Origin of the sequence: Candidatus Kosakonia sp. 282A-S69, assembly GCF_029433855.1 — a bacterium.
Taxonomy (GTDB): domain Bacteria; phylum Pseudomonadota; class Gammaproteobacteria; order Enterobacterales; family Enterobacteriaceae; genus Kosakonia; species Kosakonia cowanii_A.
The window spans coordinates 162246-179507 of sequence record NZ_JAROAU010000001.1; the positions used below are offsets into that span (position 1 = coordinate 162246).

Below are 17262 nucleotides of genomic sequence, written 5' to 3' on the forward strand. Positions count from 1 at the left end.
GAGGCCTGTTCGCGCCTGACGTCAATGTACTGAAACGCCGCATTCTACACTACAACCACAACGCGGGGAAATGCTCAAACCGCCCACGCTTTGTAAGCAGTAACAGGCAGGATCAGGGACGGCTTTCAGCGGATGCGTCATCGACGCGGATAAGGTTCGGCGGCAGGCCGACGCTGAGGATTATGGGCTGCCATTCACTACGGGTAGCAAGCTTTGGCGAGAGACCGCGTGCCAGCAGAAAACCGCCGATTCCGCCCAGCACGGCACCGGAAAACGCCGCCATATCGTTACCGAAAAGTGTCTGAAACAGCGCGCCCATGAGAAACAGGCCAAGCAGCGGCGTCATGTAGACTAATACTGCGGAACCCAGCAGGCTGCTTTCGGCAATGCCCAGCTCCACTTTCTGCCCCGGCTCCAGCGGCTCAGCGCAAGGGACAGCGATCGTATGGGTAGTTTGGGGACCAAGCTTGTTGAGTACGCGGCTGCCGCAGCCGGCGCGCGAGGCGCAGCTGCTGCAGGAGGCTTTCACGTCACATTCGACCAGCGCCTGGCCATGTTGCCAGGAGACGACGGTTGCCCACTCTTTAATCATTGCGCGGCCCTGAATTTGACGTTATCTGCAATGCGTTTTGCCGTTTGCGGCGGCAACTCGCCCACGATGGTAATTTCGGCGTTGTCACGCACGGTGGTGCTGACGGTGCGTCGACCGGTGCGCAGCATCTGGTCGCTGCTGTTCTGGTTCGCACGGTTGATATTGACCGAGAAGCTGAACAATCCATCGGAGTAGAGGCGTGACTCGACGGGCACATCAACGGTCGGAAGCTGCCGGCGACTACTGGCAACTTCGGTGAAGCCCTGCGGCAGCCATGACGGCACCCAGTTAAAGTTCACTTTGTCGCCCGTCGGCACCGAGAGCAGCGGCGGCAGGCTCGCTTTCGCCAGCGTTTGCATGCTGTCGCTCACCTGACCATTGACGTTAAAGGCGATCACGCGGAACTGCTCAAGGGTCTCGCCATCACGATCGAGCAGATCGACGCGCATCGGCAACCGGCTCTCTTCATCCATCCAGACAATGTAGCTATAGCGCGTACCGTCACGTGCCACAACGCGGATAACCTCACACAGCCTGTCGGCAATGCGCGTGCGCCCGACGGAGATAAAGTCATAGTACGGCGAGAGGCGTTTAAAGTCGGTATAGACCAGCGACGGCAGAGAATCAACGATGTAGTTACCGTTGAGCGTGAAGGGCTCGAGGCCGGGCTCGAAGTAGCTGATCTCATTGCCGCGCTGCACCACTTCGCGGCGCGGGCCATCCATCTGCAACAGCTGCGCAAGCGCCTGGTTGTTGAGGCGCGCATGACGATAGCGCAGCGATTCGACACCCTGTTTGTTGATGCTGATAAAGGAGAGTTCGTAATTGAGGGACTGGCTCGCTACATTCATCTGCTGTAACAACGCCCCGGATGAAACATCAGCCGAGGCGTTAGTTGAGCAAAGTAGACCAGCAGCCACAAAAGAGAGGGCACACCAAAGTTGCTTCATTACTGCGATTGCGTTCCTAAGGTTTGATTTCCTGGCACCTGGACAGCGGCCTGCTGAGTCTGCGCCTGTTCAAACTGAAGCTGCTCAGCGTGAAGACGGCGTTGCAGTTCGTAATCCTGCAGCATCGCATTGATGCGACGACGCTGTTCCTGAACCTGCTGCTGCTGACCGGCACTGGCCGTTGCATCAGCCGGAACGCCCAGGCTCACCGGGCTGGCTTTGCCCATCATCGGCAGTGTGTTGAACACTGGCGCTTCGGGCTGCTGGGTTGATTCAGCCTGGCCATTATAGTGCTGAACGCCAACAATGACAGCTAACGATACACAGGCCGCAACGCCCATCTGGGTAAGCTGACTCGCCCACGGGCGCACTTTATGCCAGAAGGGCATATTCTGCCATTGCTGCGGTGCCGGCTGTGCTTCAGGGATGAGCGGCGTCGCAGGTTGTACGGCATCACTCTCAATCGCAGCCATAACCCGATCTGAGATATCGAAATGCAGCAGGTCGGCAGTGTCGCCACGCATTGAATCACGGATGAGGTGATAACTCTCCCAGGTTCGCTGCATTTCTGGATCACGGGACAGCTCACTGAGCAGTTCGTTATCCAGCGTCTCACCATCCATTAAAGCGGAAAGTTTTTCTTTCTGCATGCCTAATACCTTTTCCAGTATCCCGCTATCGTCAACGCCTGATAAGCGGTTGAACTTTATTATCAATGGCTTCCCGCGCGCGGAAGATACGAGAACGAACTGTACCCACCGGGCAATCCATGATGACCGCTATCTCTTCATAGCTTAGGCCATCCAGCTCCCGTAACGTAATTGCCATACGTAAATCCTCCGGGAGAGACTCAATAGTGCGGAAAACAATTTGTCGCAGTTCTTCTGACAACATTAAGTTCTCAGGGTTCGAAATTTCTTTCAGCGCGCCGCCGCTCTCAAAGTTTTCCGCTTCATTCGCATCCACATCGCTGGAGGGCGGCCTGCGCCCCTGAGCAACCAGGTAATTTTTCGCTGTATTCACAGCAATACGGTAGAGCCAGGTATAAAAAGCGCTATCCCCCCTGAAAGAATCAAGCGCGCGATAGGCTTTAATAAAGGACTCTTGCACTACGTCAGGCACATCGCCTGAAGGGACATAACGGGAAACCAGACTCGCCACTTTGTGCTGGTAGCGCACCACCAGTAAGTTAAAGGCTTTCTGATCTCCCTTCTGGACCCTTTCAACAAGAATCTGATCCGTTAACTGCTCGCTCATCCGAGGTAAAGTCTCCCCAAAACCCATTTCCACGCGTAGCCAGAACGCCACTCCAAAACTGCATTATGAGCAAGCAGCCAATTAGAGAGCAGACCGGTAAGAAAGTTCCGTCACGCCTTTGTTTTTGTGCAGGGTTGCGCAGAACTTTCGTTATCACTCATTATAAGTCTGCCCACCACATGCACCCTGTTCTCAAAGAAAAGACCTTAAGATCGCCAGAGATTACCGCACTAATGCTTTTTTTTCATCCTTAATACACCTTAGTAAACGAACAGCCATTTCTTCGTTTCTGTCGCCTTTATTCCGACGATGACGCCCTTCATGTTTAGTGCTTAATACACAAAATAAAAAAATGTGCATTTGCTGCGCGGGTGGTGCTATTCTCGGGCAACACTTGTTTAGTAAATTAAACACACTATGCAAACAACTTCTGAACTCTCCTGTGATGTGCTGGTGATTGGCAGCGGTGCGGCGGGTCTTTCCGTTGCGTTACGTCTGGCGGCGCACCACTCCGTTATCGTTTTAAGCAAAGGGCCGGTCAACGAAGGGTCAACACTCTACGCGCAGGGTGGTATTGCCGCAGTGTTTGATAAAACCGACAGCATCGCCTCCCATGTTGAAGATACGCTGATTGCCGGGGCTGGGATTGTGGATCGCCACGCGGCGGAGTTTGTCGCCAGCCATGCGCAAAACTGCGTGCAGTGGCTCATCGATCAGGGCGTAATGTTTGATACGGAGCTGAGCGAAAGCGGCGATGCCAGTTATCACCTTACCCGCGAAGGTGGGCACAGTCATCGCCGTATTCTTCATGCTGCTGATGCAACGGGTAAAGCGGTGGAGAATACACTGGTAAGCCAGGCGATGAGCCACCCGAATATTCGCCTGCTTGAGCGCACCAATGCGGTTGATCTGATTATCTCCGACAAAATTGGCCTGCCTGGTACGCGCCGGGTGGTGGGCGCATGGGTGTGGAACCGCAATAAAGAGCAGGTAGAGACCTGTCGCGCAAAAGCGGTGGTGCTGGCGACCGGCGGCGCATCAAAGGTCTATCAGTACACCACCAATCCCGATATCGCCTCCGGCGACGGCATCGCCATGGCCTGGCGCGCGGGTTGCCGGGTGGCAAATCTCGAATTTAATCAGTTTCACCCCACTGCGCTGTTTCACCCGCAGGCACGTAACTTTCTGCTGACGGAAGCACTACGCGGCGAAGGTGCACATCTGAAACGCCCGGACGGCACGCGTTTTATGCCTGACTTCGACCCGCGCGGCGAACTCGCTCCGCGCGATGTCGTGGCGCGCGCCATCGATCATGAAATGAAACGCCTCGGCGTAGAGTGCATGTATCTGGATATCAGCCATAAACCGCCTGAGTTTGTGCGCCACCACTTCCCGATGATTTACGAGAAGCTGCTTGGCCTCGGCATCGATCTGACTAAAGAGCCGGTGCCCATTGTGCCCGCGGCGCACTACACCTGTGGCGGTGTGATGATTGACGATCGTGGCCGCACCGATGTTGATGGTCTCTATGCGGTCGGCGAAGTGAGCTACAGCGGGCTGCACGGCGCTAATCGCATGGCCTCTAACTCACTGCTGGAGTGTCTGGTCTATGGCTGGTCAGCCGCTGAAGATATTGCCTGTCGGATGCCGAACATCGAAAGCGTGCCCGCGTTACCGGCATGGGATGAGAGCCGCGTCGATAACGCCGACGAGCGGGTGATCCTGCAACATAACTGGCATGAGCTGCGGCTATTTATGTGGGATTACGTCGGGATTGTACGCACCACCAAACGCCTTGAGCGGGCGTTACGCCGCATTAACTTGCTACAACAGGAGATCGACGAGTATTACGCGCACTTCCGTGTGTCGAATAACCTGCTTGAAGTGCGCAACCTGGTGCAGGTGGCGGAGCTGATTGTGCGCTGCGCAATGATGCGCAAAGAGAGCCGCGGCCTGCACTACACACTTGATTATCCGCATCAACTGCCGGAATCCGGGCCAACGGTGCTCTCGCCGCAAAGCTACATAAAGAGATAGAAAGCCTGGGTCAGCGCGCTATAGCTTTCTGAATAGCGCTGATCCGCGCCGCGGATCACCAGCCTGTCGGCAAAGAGTTCGCCCTGTCGCGGCGAGAAGGCCAGCAGCACGCGGTGCGGCAAGCGTCCTTCCGTTTCTGCGACATCGGTACGCAGACGCAAATGCCAGCCGAGCTGCCGCGCTTTCTCGCTAAAACCCTCGCAGGTCTCCACCGGCAGCACCACACAGAAAAACCCCTCTTCGGTGATAAGCGTGGCGGCGATCTCCAGTAACGTCTGGTGATCGAGAGTGGTGGTGTAGCGCGCGCGGTCGCGCTCAGGCGTGGCGCACTTAACGCCCTCTTCAAAATAGGGCGGGTTGCTGACGATGAGATCAAAACGCGCGGTGTTCTGCTGGCTCCAGGCGTGAATATCGGCGCAGTGGACGCGGATGCGATCCGCCCAAGGCGATGCCTGCACGTTCTCCTGCGCCTGCCCTGCCGCCTGCTCATCAAGCTCAACCGCATCGAGAGCGACATCGGCTGCGGTACGCTGCGCCAGCATCAGCGCCAATAAACCGCTGCCGCTACCGATATCAAGAATATGACGGGCACGGGAGACGGGAGCCCAGGCGCCTAACATCACGCCATCGGTACCGACTTTCATGGCACAGCGGTCATGCGCGACAAAAAAAGATTTAAACGTGAAACCATCGCGGCGAAGCTGAGCCTTTGGCTGAGACATCTTTACAACCTCAAAACGGAAAACCGCAGTAGCATAGGGGAAAGCGTAGCGTCAGAAAAGTGATAAGCAGACAACAGATGAAGATTGCAGCCGTAACGTCTATAATCAGCGCCCCACACAGAGGTAGAACATGACTGTAACGACTTTTTCCGAACTTGAACTTGACGACAGCCTTCTGGACGCGCTCCAGAATAAAGGCTTTACACGCCCCACCGCTATACAGGCAGCTGCCATTCCGCCTGCGCTTGAAGGGCGTGATGTCCTCGGTTCTGCGCCCACCGGGACAGGTAAAACCGCAGCCTATTTGCTGCCGGCGTTGCAACACCTTCTGGACTTTCCGCGTAAGAAATCTGGCCCGCCGCGTATCCTGATCCTGACGCCAACCCGCGAGCTGGCGATGCAGGTTGCCGACCACGCGCGTGAACTGGCGGTTAACACCCATCTTGATATCGCTACTATTACTGGTGGCGTGGCGTATATGAACCACGCCGAAGTGTTCAGTGAAAACCAGGATATCGTGGTCGCTACCACTGGCCGCCTGCTGCAGTATATAAAAGAAGAGAACTTCGACTGCCGCGCGGTTGAGACGCTGATTCTTGACGAAGCGGACCGCATGCTGGACATGGGCTTTGCGCAGGATATTGAGACTATTGCTGGTGAAACGCGTTGGCGTAAACAGACGATGCTCTTCTCTGCCACGCTGGAAGGCGATGCGATCAAAGATTTTGCCGAGCGCCTGCTGGAAGATCCGGTTGAGGTCTCCGCCACGCCATCGACCCGCGAGCGTAAAAAAATTCATCAATGGTACTACCGTGCCGATGATGTGCAGCACAAAACCGCGCTCCTGGTCCACCTGCTGAAACAGCCGGACGCCACCCGCACTATTGTCTTTGTGCGTAAGCGTGAACGCGTGCATGAACTGGCAACCTGGCTGCGCGAAGCGGGCATTAACAACTGCTATCTCGAAGGCGAGATGGTACAGATCAAGCGTAACGAAGCGATTAAGCGCCTGACTGATGGTCGCGTCAATGTGCTGGTAGCAACCGACGTTGCCGCGCGCGGGATTGATATTCCCGATGTCAGCCATGTGATTAACTTCGATATGCCGCGCAGCGGTGACACTTACCTGCACCGTATCGGCCGTACCGGTCGCGCAGGCCGTAAGGGCATCGCCATTTCTCTGGTCGAAGCGCACGATCACCTGCTGCTGGGCAAAGTTGGCCGTTACGTTGAAGAGCCGCTGAAAGCACGCGTCATCGATGAGCTGCGCCCGACAAGCCGTCCGCCAAGTGAAAAGCTGAATGGCAAGCCGTCGAAAAAAGCCTTAGCGAAGCGCGAAGAGAAGAAAAAAGAGAAAGATAAAGAGAAGCCGCGCGTTAAGAAACGCCATCGCGATACCAAAAACATTGGTAAGCGCCGCAAGCCGAGCTCGGCGGGCAGCGAACAACAGAAGAGCGACGAGTAAAAAAACGCCGGGGAGACCCGGCGTTTTTATTGCTGCCTGTGATTACAGGCTTTCAGTAAAGGTACGAGCGATAACGTCGCGCTGCTGTTCCGGCGTCAGCGAGTTGAAACGCACTGCGTAACCGGAAACACGAATAGTCAGCTGCGGATACTTTTCCGGATGCTCAACGGCGTCCATCAGCGTTTCACGACGCAGCACGTTAACGTTCAGATGCTGGCCACCCTCAACGCGTACTTCCGGCTGCACTTCCATCGGAATTTCACGGTATTCGATGTCGCCCAGTTTGCTTACCGCAACGACATCATCTTCAGCGAAACCCGCTTTCGCGCAGACGCAGCGTGCTTCGCCTTTTTCGCTATCCAGCAACCAGAATGAGTTCAACAGATCGTCATTAGCAGCTTTTGTAATCTGGATACCCGTAATCATGATTAGCCTCCCTTAGGCAGATTAGGTAATTGACCGGATGCAGGCCGGCCAATTGGTAAAACCATTGTTGTCTGGGTGTTTATATACCAGCCCCTACCGGGCCATTCTTTGATTTTAGTCAATAAAAACCATACAGCAAAAATGGCTATTGGGGTTTGTTCTTGTTTTATATCAATTTATGCCCAACCGTCGCACTAAAAAATCACGTAACTTTTCAACTATTTTTTAGCCAGAAAGCGTATGCCGGCGTGGCTAATTTTGTTCTGGAGAAGGAAGCAGTTAAGCTACGGCAAACCAACTTTGCAGGAGATCGGGATGACGACTTCATTGACATGGCATGATGTACTGGCAGAAGAGAAACAGCAGCCCTACTTTGTGAACACCCTTAACACCGTGGCCGCTGAACGCCAGGCCGGCGCGACGATCTATCCGCCGCAGAAAGATGTCTTCAACGCCTTTCGTTTTACCGAGCTTGGCGATGTGAAAGTCGTGATCCTTGGGCAGGATCCCTATCATGGCCCTGGTCAGGCGCACGGGCTGGCCTTTTCCGTGCGGCCCGGCGTCGCTGTTCCCCCTTCGTTATTGAATATGTACAAAGAGTTAGAGAAAACCGTGCCGGGGTTTATCCGTCCTAATCACGGTTATCTTGAAAGCTGGGCGCGCCAGGGCGTGTTGTTGCTTAATACCGTGCTTACCGTGCGTGCCGGGCAGGCGCACTCCCACGCCAGCCTCGGCTGGGAAACCTTTACCGATAAAGTAATTAGCCTGATTAATGAGCACCGTGAAGGCGTAGTCTTTTTGCTGTGGGGATCGCATGCGCAGAAGAAAGGGGCGATTATCGACAGGAAACGCCACCATGTGCTGACCGCGCCGCACCCTTCGCCGCTTTCGGCGCATCGCGGCTTTTTTGGCTGCAACCATTTTGTGCTGGCGAATGAGTGGCTGGAGCAGCACGGTGAAAAGCCGATTAACTGGATGCCGGAACTGCCAGCGGAAAGCGAATAGGGGATACAGGAAACGTGCCGGATAGGGGGCAATGCCTTATCCGGCCTACGAAAGAGTGCGGAGAGTTTAAATCGAAAAGCAGGTAAAGGCCGGGTAAGCGCTCGCGTCACCCGACCAGTAAAACCTTACGCCTTATTCTGACGCCACCACTCGGCGAGCAACACGCCGGTTGCGACCGAAACGTTGAGGCTTTCAACGTTGCCGGTGCCCTCAATGGAGACGCTCAGATCGGCGCGCGACAGTGTTTCATCGGAAATACCATCACGCTCCTGGCCTAACACCAGCACCATTTTCTTCGGCAGCTCAGCGTTGAATAGCGGCGTGCCGTTATGGCTGGATGTCGTCACCAGCGCGTAACCCGCCTGGCGGAATGCTTCAAGCGCGCCGACAAAGCTCTCGCCGGTGATCGCCTGGACGTGTTCCGCCCCACCCTCTGCAGTACGTACCGCAGCACCGGACTCGATTACTGCCGCATCCTGCAACACCACGCCTTTCACGCCAAAGTGCGCGCAGCTACGCATAATCGCGCCGAGGTTGTGTGGGTTACCCACATCTTCCAGCGCCAGTACGCAATCCTCTTCACCTGCGCTCGCCACCCACTTATCAACGCTCAAACCGTTGCGTTTTTTGATCAGGAAGCAGACGCCGCCGTGGTGCTCGGTGCCAGACGCTTTTGCCAGCTCCTGCTCATCAACCACGTGGTACGCCTTACGGTTGGCCGCCATCCAGCGCAGCGCTTCTTTAAAGCGTGGCGTAACGCTCTGCACAAACCAGGCGCGCACGATGCACTCCGGACGGCTGCTGAACAGCGCCTGGCAGGCGTTTTCGCCATACACGCGCGTCTCTTCTGCGCGCTGACGGCGCAATACTTCAGGATCGATATAGCTTTTACCGCTAATGCCGCCGTGATCCGGCTTCTCCGGCGTTTCATCGCCAGGTGCGCGTGACACGGTGCGCCACGGAGAATCACCCCGGGCGCTGTAATCATCGCGTGGTGCGCGGCTTCTCTCATCGCGTTGCGGACGACCACCTCTGTCATCACGTGCAGAACGACCTTTGTCGTCACGGCCCGGGCGACTTCTGTCATTGCGGGAAGCGTTTCCGGTACGTGCAGGCCCTTTCCCGGTACGCGGGTTATGACCTCGTTTATCGGAATCATCATCACTGCGGACATACATCACTTTGACCTTGCCGCTCTTGTTCTTTAACTCATCGTTCATGCTTTTCTCCACCAGCGCTGCGCGAAGCGCGCAGATTACCTGATGTGCCGACGCTTCGCCATTAATTCATTCAAAAGCCAGCGACTATTGTACTCATTGAATAAACCACGTTGTTGTTTAAAACCTGTACATCAATAATACGTAACATTGTAGAAACATAACGGCATCATGCCGCTGTGTACCACCGCTTTCCTGAGGTTAGTTATGAATACCGTATGTGCAAGCTGCCAGGCGTTGAACCGTATTCCACAAGAGCGCATGCATGATGCTGCGAAATGTGGGCGTTGCGGGCATGAGCTCTTCGATGGCGACGTGATCAATGCCACCAGCGAAACGCTTGATAAACTCCTGAAAGACGATCTGCCGGTGGTCGTCGATTTTTGGGCGCCGTGGTGCGGCCCATGCCGTAGCTTTGCGCCGATCTTTGAAGATGTCGCGGAAGAGCGCAGTGGCCAGGTGCGTTTTGTGAAGGTTAATACCGAAGCAGAACGTGAACTGAGCGCGCGTTTTCGCATTCGCAGCATTCCGACCATTATGTTGTTCAAAAATGGCGAAGTGGTAGACATGCTGAGCGGCGCGGTGCCGAAAGCGCCGTTCGACAGCTGGCTGAACGAATCTCTCTGATCCCGCCGGGGCGCATCTTGTGCCCCGTTTTTACCTCTGCGACAATGGCGTTTTTCCTGTGCGACCGCCATGACTGATAACGCCGTTCTCAAACTCCGCGCTGAGCGCCTTGCCCGATCGACCCGCCCTTTTCTCGCCCGCGGTAACCGTATCCGTCGCTGTCAGCGCTGTCTGCTGCCGCTGCGCAACTGCCTGTGCGCGACCTTAAAGCCAACCGCTGCTGCCAGCCGCTTCTGCCTGGTGATGTTCGATACCGAGCCGATGAAACCGAGCAATACCGGGCGTTTAATCGCCGATGTGCTGCCCGATACGCTGGCGTTTCAGTGGTCGCGCACCGAACCACCGCAGGATCTTATCGATTTATGCACCAGCGATGTGTATCAACCGATGGTGGTGTTTCCCGCCTCTTATGCTGGCAGTGAACGACAGGTGCTGAGCGCGCCGCCCGCAGGAAAGCCGCCGCTGTTTATTATGCTCGACGGCACATGGACCGAGGCGCGCAAGATGTTCCGTAAAAGTCCCTATCTTGATGCTCTGCCAATTATCTCTGTCGATCTGTCGCGGGTGTCTGCTTATCGCCTGCGGGAAGCGCACGCCGAGGATCAATACTGCACGGCGGAAGTAGCCATTGCCTTGCTCGATCTGGCCGGTGATAACGCCGCAGCGCAGGCGTTGGGCGCTCATTTCACGCTGTTTCGTGAGCGCTATCTGGCCGGGAAACCGCATCATTCGTCCACCGTCACAGCAAAAGCGGAAGAAAGCATTTAAAATCATCCGATCACTCACTTGTGGAGGCCGGTATGAGCCAGCGAGGCCTGGAAGCGTTATTACGTCCCCGTTCGATTGCCGTTATCGGCGCATCCATGAAACCGGATCGCGCTGGTTTTCTAATGATGCGTAATCTTCTCGCCGGCGGCTTTGCCGGGCCGGTGCTGCCGGTTACGCCCGCCTATAAAGCCGTGCAGGGCGTGCTCGCCTGGCCAGATGTCGCCAGCCTCCCTTTTACCCCCGATCTCGCGGTGCTCTGCACCCATGCGAAACGCAACCTGACGCTGCTAAAAGCGCTTGGCGAAAAAGGGTGTAAAACCTGCATTATTCTCTCGGCTCCGCCGGAACAACATGCCGATCTCCTTGCCTGCGCAGGCCGCTATCAGATGCGCCTGCTGGGTCCAAACAGCTTAGGCCTGCTCGCTCCCTGGCAGGGTCTGAACGCCAGTTTCTCGCCGGTACCGATTATGCGCGGCAAGCTGGCGTTTATTTCCCAGTCCGCCGCCGTCTCCAATACCATTCTTGACTGGGCGCAGCAGCGCGAGATGGGGTTCTCCTACTTTATCGCGCTCGGCGATAGCCTCGATATCGACGTTGATGAGCTGCTCGATTTCCTGGCCCGCGACAGCAAGACCAGCGCCATCCTGCTCTACCTTGAGCATCTCAGCGACGCGCGCCGTTTCGTCTCCGCTGCCCGCAGCGCCTCGCGCAACAAACCGATTCTGGTGATCAAGAGTGGCCGCAGCCCCGAAGCGCAGCGCTTGCTGCATGCGCACGCCGGGCTCGATCCCGCCTGGGATGCGGCAATCCAGCGCGCCGGACTGCTGCGCGTACAGGATACCCATGAACTTTTCTCCGCTGTCGAGACGCTGAGTCACATGCGCCCGCTGCGCGGCGAGCGGCTGATGATTATCAGCAACGGAGCGGCACCTGCTGCGCTGGCACTGGATCAGCTCTGGTTACGCAATGGCAAGCTGGCAACGTTGAGCGAAGAGACACTGGCGCAACTCTCTGCAGCGCTGCCAGAATCCGTCGCCGCCGGAAACCCGCTCGATCTGCGCGATGATGCCAGCAGCGAGCGTTACGCCGCCGCGCTCAACATCCTGCTTAACAGCCACGATTACGATGCCTTGATGGTGATTCACGCGCCCAGCGCCGCGGCACCGGGCAGCGAAAGCGCACTGTCGTTGATAGAGGTGTTGAAAAAACACCCGCGCGGTAAGTACGTCACTGTGCTGACTAACTGGTGCGGTGAGTTCTCGTCACAGGAGGCGCGTCGGCTCTTCAGCGAAGCGGGTTTGCCAACTTACCGTACACCGGAAGGGACGATTACCGCCTTTATGCATATGGTTGAGTACCGCCGTAACCAGAAGCAACTGCGTGAAACCCCGGCGCTCTCCCTGCGCCTGACGGCAGATACTGCCGATGCGCGGAATCTCCTGCAACAGGCGCTGGCCGATGGCGCAACGACGCTTGATACCCATGAAGTTCAGCCGATTTTGCGTGCCTGGGGGCTGCAAACGCTGCCCACCTGGATTGCTGGCGACAGTGCCGAAGCGGTGCATATTGCCGGCCAGATTGGCTACCCCGTCGCGCTAAAGCTGCGCTCGCCCGATATTCCGCATAAATCCGAGGTGCAGGGGGTGATGCTCTATCTGCGCACTGCCAGCGAAGTGCAACAGGCAGCGGATGCCATTATTGAGCGGGTTAAGCTCAACTGGCCGCAGGCGCGTATTCAGGGTTTGCAGGTGCAGAGCATGGCGAACCGCGCAGGCGCGCAGGAGCTGCGAGTGGTGGTGGAACATGACCCGGTGTTCGGCCCGCTGATTATGCTGGGTGAAGGGGGCGTCGAGTGGCGGGCAGAAGATCAGGCTGCGGTGGCGTTGCCGCCGCTCAATATGAACCTCGCCCGCTATCTGGTCATTCAGGCGATTAAGCGTAAGAAGATCCGCGGCCGCAGCGCTTTACGCTCGCTGGATATTGCCGGGCTGAGCCAGTTTCTGGTGCAGGTCTCCAATCTGATTATTGATTGCCCGGAGATCGCGCGGCTCGATATTCACCCTCTGCTGGCGTCCGGCAGCGAATTCACAGCGCTGGATGTCTCAATGACGTTAGCGGCGGCCAGCGAGAATGGCGAAGCGCGGCTGGCGATCCGCCCCTATCCGCAATATCTCGAAGAGCAGGTGACGATGAAAAACGGCGAACACTGCCTGTTCCGCCCGATCCTGCCGGAAGATGAGCCTTTGCTTCAGCAATTTATCTCGCGGGTAACGAAGGAGGATCTCTATTACCGTTACTTTAGCGAGATCAACGAATTTACCCATGATGATTTAGCGAATATGACGCAAATCGACTACGATCGGGAAATGGCATTTGTCGCAGTACGCCGCACGGAGCAGGGGGAAGAGATCCTCGGCGTAACCCGTGCGATATCCGATCCGGATAACATTGATGCCGAATTTTCCGTGTTGGTGCGTTCTGATTTAAAAGGTCTTGGGCTTGGGCGGCGTCTGCTGGAAAAACTTATCGCCTATACCCGGGATCACGGACTTAAGCGTTTGAATGGTATTACTATGCCCAATAATCGCGGTATGGTGACGCTGGCGCGTAAACTGGGATTTGATGTCGATATCCAGCTGGAAGATGGAATTGTAGGGCTTTCGCTTCCTCTGGCACAGACGGCGCTATCCTGAGTAAGGTACTGGAAATGTTGACCACTTTAGTGGACACGGTGTTATTATTGCCCGCTTATGTCGTCTGCATGGTACAGAAGACCCTTCAATAAACAGAGAAGAAACGCACTGTGATGTTGTCAAAATTTAAGCGTAATAAACATCAACAACACCTTGCCCAACTCCCCAAGCTTTCTCAGTCAGTTGATGAGGTAGAGTTCTTCTACTCACCGGCCGATTTCAGGGAGACGTTGCTTGCCCGGATAGCGAGTGCGACGCGCCAAATCTATATCATCGCTCTGTATCTGGAACAGGACGATGGCGGGAAAGGCGTAATGAACGCGCTGTATGAAGCAAAACGCCAGCGTCCGGAGCTGGACGTACGCGTGATGGTTGACTGGCATCGCGCCCAGCGTGGCCGCATTGGTGCGGCGGCGTCGAACACCAACGCTGACTGGTACTGCCGTCTGGCGCAGGAGAATCCCGGCGTTGATGTTCCTGTTTATGGCGTTCCCGTGAATACGCGCGAAGCCCTCGGCGTTCTCCATTTCAAAGGTTTTATTATTGATGACGCGGTGCTCTACAGCGGCGCGAGCCTCAATGATGTCTATCTCCATCAGCATGATAAATACCGCTATGACCGCTATCAGCTGATCCGCAATCCGCAGATGGCAGAAGTGATGCGTAGCTGGCTGGAGACAAACCTGATTCACGGACGCGGCGTTAATCGACTGGACGATCCAGCGCGGCCGAAAAGCCCGGAAATTAAAAACGATATTCGCCAGTTCCGCCAGGCGTTGCGCGATGCCTCGTTCCATTTTGAGGGCAATGCCAGCAACGATGAACTGGCAGTTACCCCGCTGGTCGGTCTCGGAAAGTCGAGCCTGCTGAACAAAACGATTTTCCATCTTATGCCCTGTGCAGAGCAGAAACTGACCATCTGTACTCCGTACTTCAACCTGCCGGCGGTGTTAGTTCGCAACATTATCCAGTTGCTGCGCGATGGGAAAAAGGTGGAGATTATCGTTGGCGATAAAACGGCGAATGATTTTTTCATTCCGGAAGATGAGCCATTTAAAATCATCGGCGCGCTGCCCTATCTCTATGAGATTAACCTGCGCCGCTTCCTGAGCCGCCTGCAGTACTACGTTAATACCGATCAGCTTGTGGTTCGCCTGTGGAAAGATGGCGATAACAGTTACCACCTGAAAGGGATGTGGGTCGATGATGAGTGGATGCTGCTGACGGGTAATAACCTCAACCCGCGCGCATGGCGTCTGGATCTGGAAAACGCAGTATTGATCCACGATCCGAAACAGCAGCTGGCGGCGAAGCGTGATAAAGAGCTGGAACTTATCCGCACCCATACGACGGTGGTTAACCACTATCGCGATCTGCAAAGCATCGCCGAATACCCGGTGAAAGTGCGTAAGCTTATTCGTCGCTTGCGCCGTATCCGTATCGATAAACTGATCAGCCGGATCCTCTAACATTAAAGCCCTGTCCTGTGACGGGGCTTTTTTTCAGGTCTCTGCGTATGAACAAAGCCTTTCTGCTCGGTATCCTCTTATTAACTGGCTGTAGCCATATGGCAAACGACAGCTGGAGTGGCCAGGACAAAGCGCAGCACTTTCTGGCCTCTGCTATGCTTTCTGCCGCAGGCAATGAATATGCTCAACATCAGGGCATCAGCCGCGATCGCAGCGCCCTTTTCGGTGTGATGTTTTCGGTAAGCCTTGGTGCCTCGAAAGAGCTGTGGGACAGCCGCCCGGCGGGGAGCGGCTGGAGCTGGAAAGATTTTGCCTGGGATGTCGCCGGTGCCACAACGGGCTACGCCGTGTGGCAACTGGCTGAACATTAAAGCCGTATGCCCTTTCCTTTGCGGTGCAGCATCAGCGAGACCAGAAATGCCAGTGCGCCCATCACGGTGACGTACCAGAAAAAAGCCGTCTCGAAACCGACCGATTTTAACGACAGCGCCACGTATTCAGCCGATCCGCCAAACACCGCATTCGCCACGGCGTAAGATAAGCCAACGCCTAAAGCACGCACCTGCGCCGGAAACATCTCCGCTTTTAATATCCCACTGATAGAGGTGTAGAAACTGGCAATCACCAGCGCCAGCATAACGAGCGCGAAAGCGGCATAGGGTGAGGTGACGCTGTGCAGTGCTGTAAGGATCGGTACCGTACAGATGGTCGCCAGCCCGCCAAACAGCAGCATGGAGGTGCGTCGACCAATGCGATCGGATAACGCGCCGATAATCGGCTGGATCAGCATAAAGAGGAACAGCGCCACGGTCATGATGACGCTGGCTACATTCGCATGCATACCCGCTGTGTTGACCAGGTATTTCTGCATATAAGTAGTAAAGGTGTAGAAGGTGAGCGAGCCACCGGCCGTAAAACCAAGCACCATCAGGAACGCTTTGCGGTTGCGCCATAATCCTTTCATGGAACCGGCCTCTTTCAGCGCACGCACTTCCTGCTGAGAGGTTTCATCCAGCTGGCGGCGTAACCACAGCGCGACAATAGCCAGCGCTGCACCGAGCGCGAAAGGGATACGCCACCCCCAGGCTCTGAGTTCCGACTCCTCCATTACCTGCTGCAGGATCACCACAACCAGTAGTGCCAGCAGTTGTCCGCCAATCAGGGTGACATACTGAAATGAGGCATAAAAACCTTTGCGCCCTTCTACTGCCACTTCACTCATATAGGTCGCGCTTGTGCCGTACTCACCTCCGACCGAGAGCCCCTGAAAAAGACGTGCCAACAGCAGTAATGCTGGTGCCCACGTACCGATGGTTTCATACCCCGGTAAGCACGCAATCACTAATGAGCCTAAACACATCATGCAGACTGATATCAGCATCGATCTTTTACGCCCATGTCGATCGGCAATACGGCCGAATAGCCAGCCGCCGATAGGGCGCATCAGGAAACCCGCGGCAAAGACACCGGCGGTCTGCAGAAGTTGAGTTGTGGTATTGCCTGCCGGAAAAAAGATGTGCGCGAAATAGAGGGAGCAAAAAGAATAGACGTAAAAATCGAACCACTCGACCAGATTACCCGATGAGGCGCCGACAATAGCCCATACCCGGCGCCGCGTATCGCTACTGGTGAGCGATTGACTGTTTTTCATGCTGTTTTCAGCCATTCGAATGTTACTCCTGCTTACAATAAGTATTATTTTTAGAGCGAAAGTCCCTGCTCAATGTGGACAAAAGAGTGAAATGTTACATCTTTGTTATAACCAAAAGGTGACGAACATCTCATTTGGCTTAGGAAGGTATCTAATTAAGATTATGACCAGGCGAGTGCGATAATAATAATATTTCGTTGCGGCTTAGTGAGAGAAGTTTAGATTAAGTGATGTTTTTCAGTAAGGTAGCACGGGTGTAATGAGCGAAGCAAAAAGCCTCATGCTTTCGCATGAGGCTTCCGGCTTATTTGATGCCTGGCAGTTCCCTACTCTCGCATGGGGAGACCCCACACTACCATCGGCGCTACGGCGTTTCACTTCTG

16 protein-coding genes are annotated in these 17262 nt (G+C 55.5%); 8 read left to right on the top strand and 8 right to left on the bottom strand.

Annotated elements, in window-relative coordinates; all coding sequences use genetic code 11:
- Positions 1–112: 112 nt before the first annotated feature.
- From rseC to rpoE, 4 genes are read right to left on the bottom strand one after another with little or no spacing between them, the layout of a single operon-like run.
- Entirely contained in the window at positions 113–592 is a 480-nt protein-coding gene (gene rseC, locus PU683_RS00735; RefSeq protein WP_277169657.1) for a SoxR-reducing system protein RseC, read from the bottom strand.
- Positions 589–1542: a sigma-E factor regulatory protein RseB gene (rseB, locus tag PU683_RS00740; protein ID WP_277169658.1), complete on the bottom strand. Its 954-nt coding sequence runs from the start codon at positions 1540–1542 to the stop codon at positions 589–591. The genes rseC and rseB overlap by 4 nt, the downstream gene beginning before the upstream one ends.
- Positions 1542–2192, bottom strand: a complete 651-nt coding sequence (rseA, locus tag PU683_RS00745; RefSeq protein ID WP_277169659.1) for an anti-sigma-E factor RseA — start codon at positions 2190–2192, stop codon at positions 1542–1544. Before rseA ends, rseB begins: the two co-directional genes overlap by 1 nt.
- Positions 2193–2223: 31 nt before the next feature.
- On the bottom strand, positions 2224–2799 hold the full coding sequence (rpoE, locus tag PU683_RS00750) for an RNA polymerase sigma factor RpoE (protein WP_277169660.1): 576 nt from the start codon (positions 2797–2799) through the stop codon (positions 2224–2226).
- A 417-nt stretch (positions 2800–3216) separates the two neighbouring features.
- Here rpoE and nadB point away from each other — a divergent pair, with 417 nt between their 5' ends.
- Complete coding sequence (nadB, locus tag PU683_RS00755) at positions 3217–4836, top strand: L-aspartate oxidase (RefSeq protein WP_277169661.1); 1620 nt, start codon at positions 3217–3219, stop codon at positions 4834–4836.
- Here the strand turns inward: nadB and trmN are convergent.
- Positions 4821–5558: a tRNA(1)(Val) (adenine(37)-N(6))-methyltransferase TrmN gene (trmN, locus tag PU683_RS00760; RefSeq protein WP_277169662.1), complete on the bottom strand. Its 738-nt coding sequence runs from the start codon at positions 5556–5558 to the stop codon at positions 4821–4823. The genes nadB and trmN overlap by 16 nt on opposite strands.
- A gap of 130 nt (positions 5559–5688) precedes the next feature.
- Between trmN and srmB the strand changes: the two genes are divergently transcribed.
- On the top strand, positions 5689–7023 hold the full coding sequence (gene srmB, locus PU683_RS00765; RefSeq protein WP_277169663.1) for an ATP-dependent RNA helicase SrmB: 1335 nt from the start codon (positions 5689–5691) through the stop codon (positions 7021–7023).
- Between the two features lie 42 nt (positions 7024–7065).
- Here srmB and grcA read toward each other — a convergent pair whose 3' ends face one another.
- Positions 7066–7449 (bottom strand): autonomous glycyl radical cofactor GrcA, encoded by a 384-nt coding sequence (gene grcA, locus PU683_RS00770; RefSeq protein ID WP_023481164.1) that lies wholly within the window; start codon positions 7447–7449, stop codon positions 7066–7068.
- A gap of 315 nt (positions 7450–7764) precedes the next feature.
- On the opposite strand from grcA, the gene ung reads away from it, so the two are divergent.
- Positions 7765–8454, top strand: coding sequence for a uracil-DNA glycosylase (gene ung / locus PU683_RS00775; RefSeq protein WP_277169664.1), 690 nt, complete (start codon positions 7765–7767; stop codon positions 8452–8454).
- A 125-nt stretch (positions 8455–8579) separates the two neighbouring features.
- Here ung and PU683_RS00780 read toward each other — a convergent pair whose 3' ends face one another.
- The gene (locus PU683_RS00780) at positions 8580–9674 is read right to left on the bottom strand and encodes a tRNA/rRNA methyltransferase (RefSeq protein ID WP_277169665.1); all 1095 of its coding nucleotides are present in this window, start codon (positions 9672–9674) and stop codon (positions 8580–8582) included.
- A 204-nt stretch (positions 9675–9878) separates the two neighbouring features.
- On the opposite strand from PU683_RS00780, the gene trxC reads away from it, so the two are divergent.
- From trxC to PU683_RS00805, 5 genes are all read left to right on the top strand, one after another.
- On the top strand, positions 9879–10298 hold the full coding sequence (gene trxC, locus PU683_RS00785; RefSeq protein WP_277169666.1) for a thioredoxin TrxC: 420 nt from the start codon (positions 9879–9881) through the stop codon (positions 10296–10298).
- Between the two features lie 69 nt (positions 10299–10367).
- Complete coding sequence (locus tag PU683_RS00790; RefSeq protein ID WP_277169667.1) at positions 10368–11066, top strand: tRNA-uridine aminocarboxypropyltransferase; 699 nt, start codon at positions 10368–10370, stop codon at positions 11064–11066.
- 32 nt (positions 11067–11098) lie between these two features.
- A complete protein-coding gene (locus PU683_RS00795; protein WP_277169668.1) occupies positions 11099–13759 on the top strand; it encodes a bifunctional acetate--CoA ligase family protein/GNAT family N-acetyltransferase in 2661 nt (886 codons plus the stop codon).
- A gap of 113 nt (positions 13760–13872) precedes the next feature.
- Positions 13873–15228 (top strand): CDP-diacylglycerol--serine O-phosphatidyltransferase, encoded by a 1356-nt coding sequence (pssA, locus tag PU683_RS00800; RefSeq protein WP_277169669.1) that lies wholly within the window; start codon positions 13873–13875, stop codon positions 15226–15228.
- 47 nt (positions 15229–15275) lie between these two features.
- A complete protein-coding gene (locus PU683_RS00805) occupies positions 15276–15599 on the top strand; it encodes a YfiM family lipoprotein (RefSeq protein WP_277169670.1) in 324 nt (107 codons plus the stop codon).
- Here the strand turns inward: PU683_RS00805 and PU683_RS00810 are convergent.
- A complete protein-coding gene (locus PU683_RS00810) occupies positions 15596–16894 on the bottom strand; it encodes an MFS transporter (protein WP_277169671.1) in 1299 nt (432 codons plus the stop codon). The genes PU683_RS00805 and PU683_RS00810 overlap by 4 nt on opposite strands.
- Between the last annotated feature and the right edge of the window lie 368 nt (positions 16895–17262).

What these genes read in the sequence shown, in the direction of transcription:
- rseC (WP_277169657.1), bottom strand. Translation starts at nt 592, where the DNA reads ATGATTAAAGAGTGGGCAACCGTCGTCTCCTGGCAACATGGCCAGGCG.
- rseB (WP_277169658.1), bottom strand. Translation starts at nt 1,542, where the DNA reads ATGAAGCAACTTTGGTGTGCCCTCTCTTTTGTGGCTGCTGGTCTACTT.
- rseA (WP_277169659.1), bottom strand. Translation starts at nt 2,192, where the DNA reads ATGCAGAAAGAAAAACTTTCCGCTTTAATGGATGGTGAGACGCTGGAT.
- rpoE (WP_277169660.1), bottom strand. Translation starts at nt 2,799, where the DNA reads ATGAGCGAGCAGTTAACGGATCAGATTCTTGTTGAAAGGGTCCAGAAG.
- nadB (WP_277169661.1), top strand. Translation starts at nt 3,217, where the DNA reads ATGCAAACAACTTCTGAACTCTCCTGTGATGTGCTGGTGATTGGCAGC.
- trmN (WP_277169662.1), bottom strand. Translation starts at nt 5,558, where the DNA reads ATGTCTCAGCCAAAGGCTCAGCTTCGCCGCGATGGTTTCACGTTTAAA.
- srmB (WP_277169663.1), top strand. Translation starts at nt 5,689, where the DNA reads ATGACTGTAACGACTTTTTCCGAACTTGAACTTGACGACAGCCTTCTG.
- grcA (WP_023481164.1), bottom strand. Translation starts at nt 7,449, where the DNA reads ATGATTACGGGTATCCAGATTACAAAAGCTGCTAATGACGATCTGTTG.
- ung (WP_277169664.1), top strand. Translation starts at nt 7,765, where the DNA reads ATGACGACTTCATTGACATGGCATGATGTACTGGCAGAAGAGAAACAG.
- PU683_RS00780 (WP_277169665.1), bottom strand. Translation starts at nt 9,674, where the DNA reads ATGAACGATGAGTTAAAGAACAAGAGCGGCAAGGTCAAAGTGATGTAT.
- trxC (WP_277169666.1), top strand. Translation starts at nt 9,879, where the DNA reads ATGAATACCGTATGTGCAAGCTGCCAGGCGTTGAACCGTATTCCACAA.
- PU683_RS00790 (WP_277169667.1), top strand. Translation starts at nt 10,368, where the DNA reads ATGACTGATAACGCCGTTCTCAAACTCCGCGCTGAGCGCCTTGCCCGA.
- PU683_RS00795 (WP_277169668.1), top strand. Translation starts at nt 11,099, where the DNA reads ATGAGCCAGCGAGGCCTGGAAGCGTTATTACGTCCCCGTTCGATTGCC.
- pssA (WP_277169669.1), top strand. Translation starts at nt 13,873, where the DNA reads ATGTTGTCAAAATTTAAGCGTAATAAACATCAACAACACCTTGCCCAA.
- PU683_RS00805 (WP_277169670.1), top strand. Translation starts at nt 15,276, where the DNA reads ATGAACAAAGCCTTTCTGCTCGGTATCCTCTTATTAACTGGCTGTAGC.
- PU683_RS00810 (WP_277169671.1), bottom strand. Translation starts at nt 16,894, where the DNA reads ATGGCTGAAAACAGCATGAAAAACAGTCAATCGCTCACCAGTAGCGAT.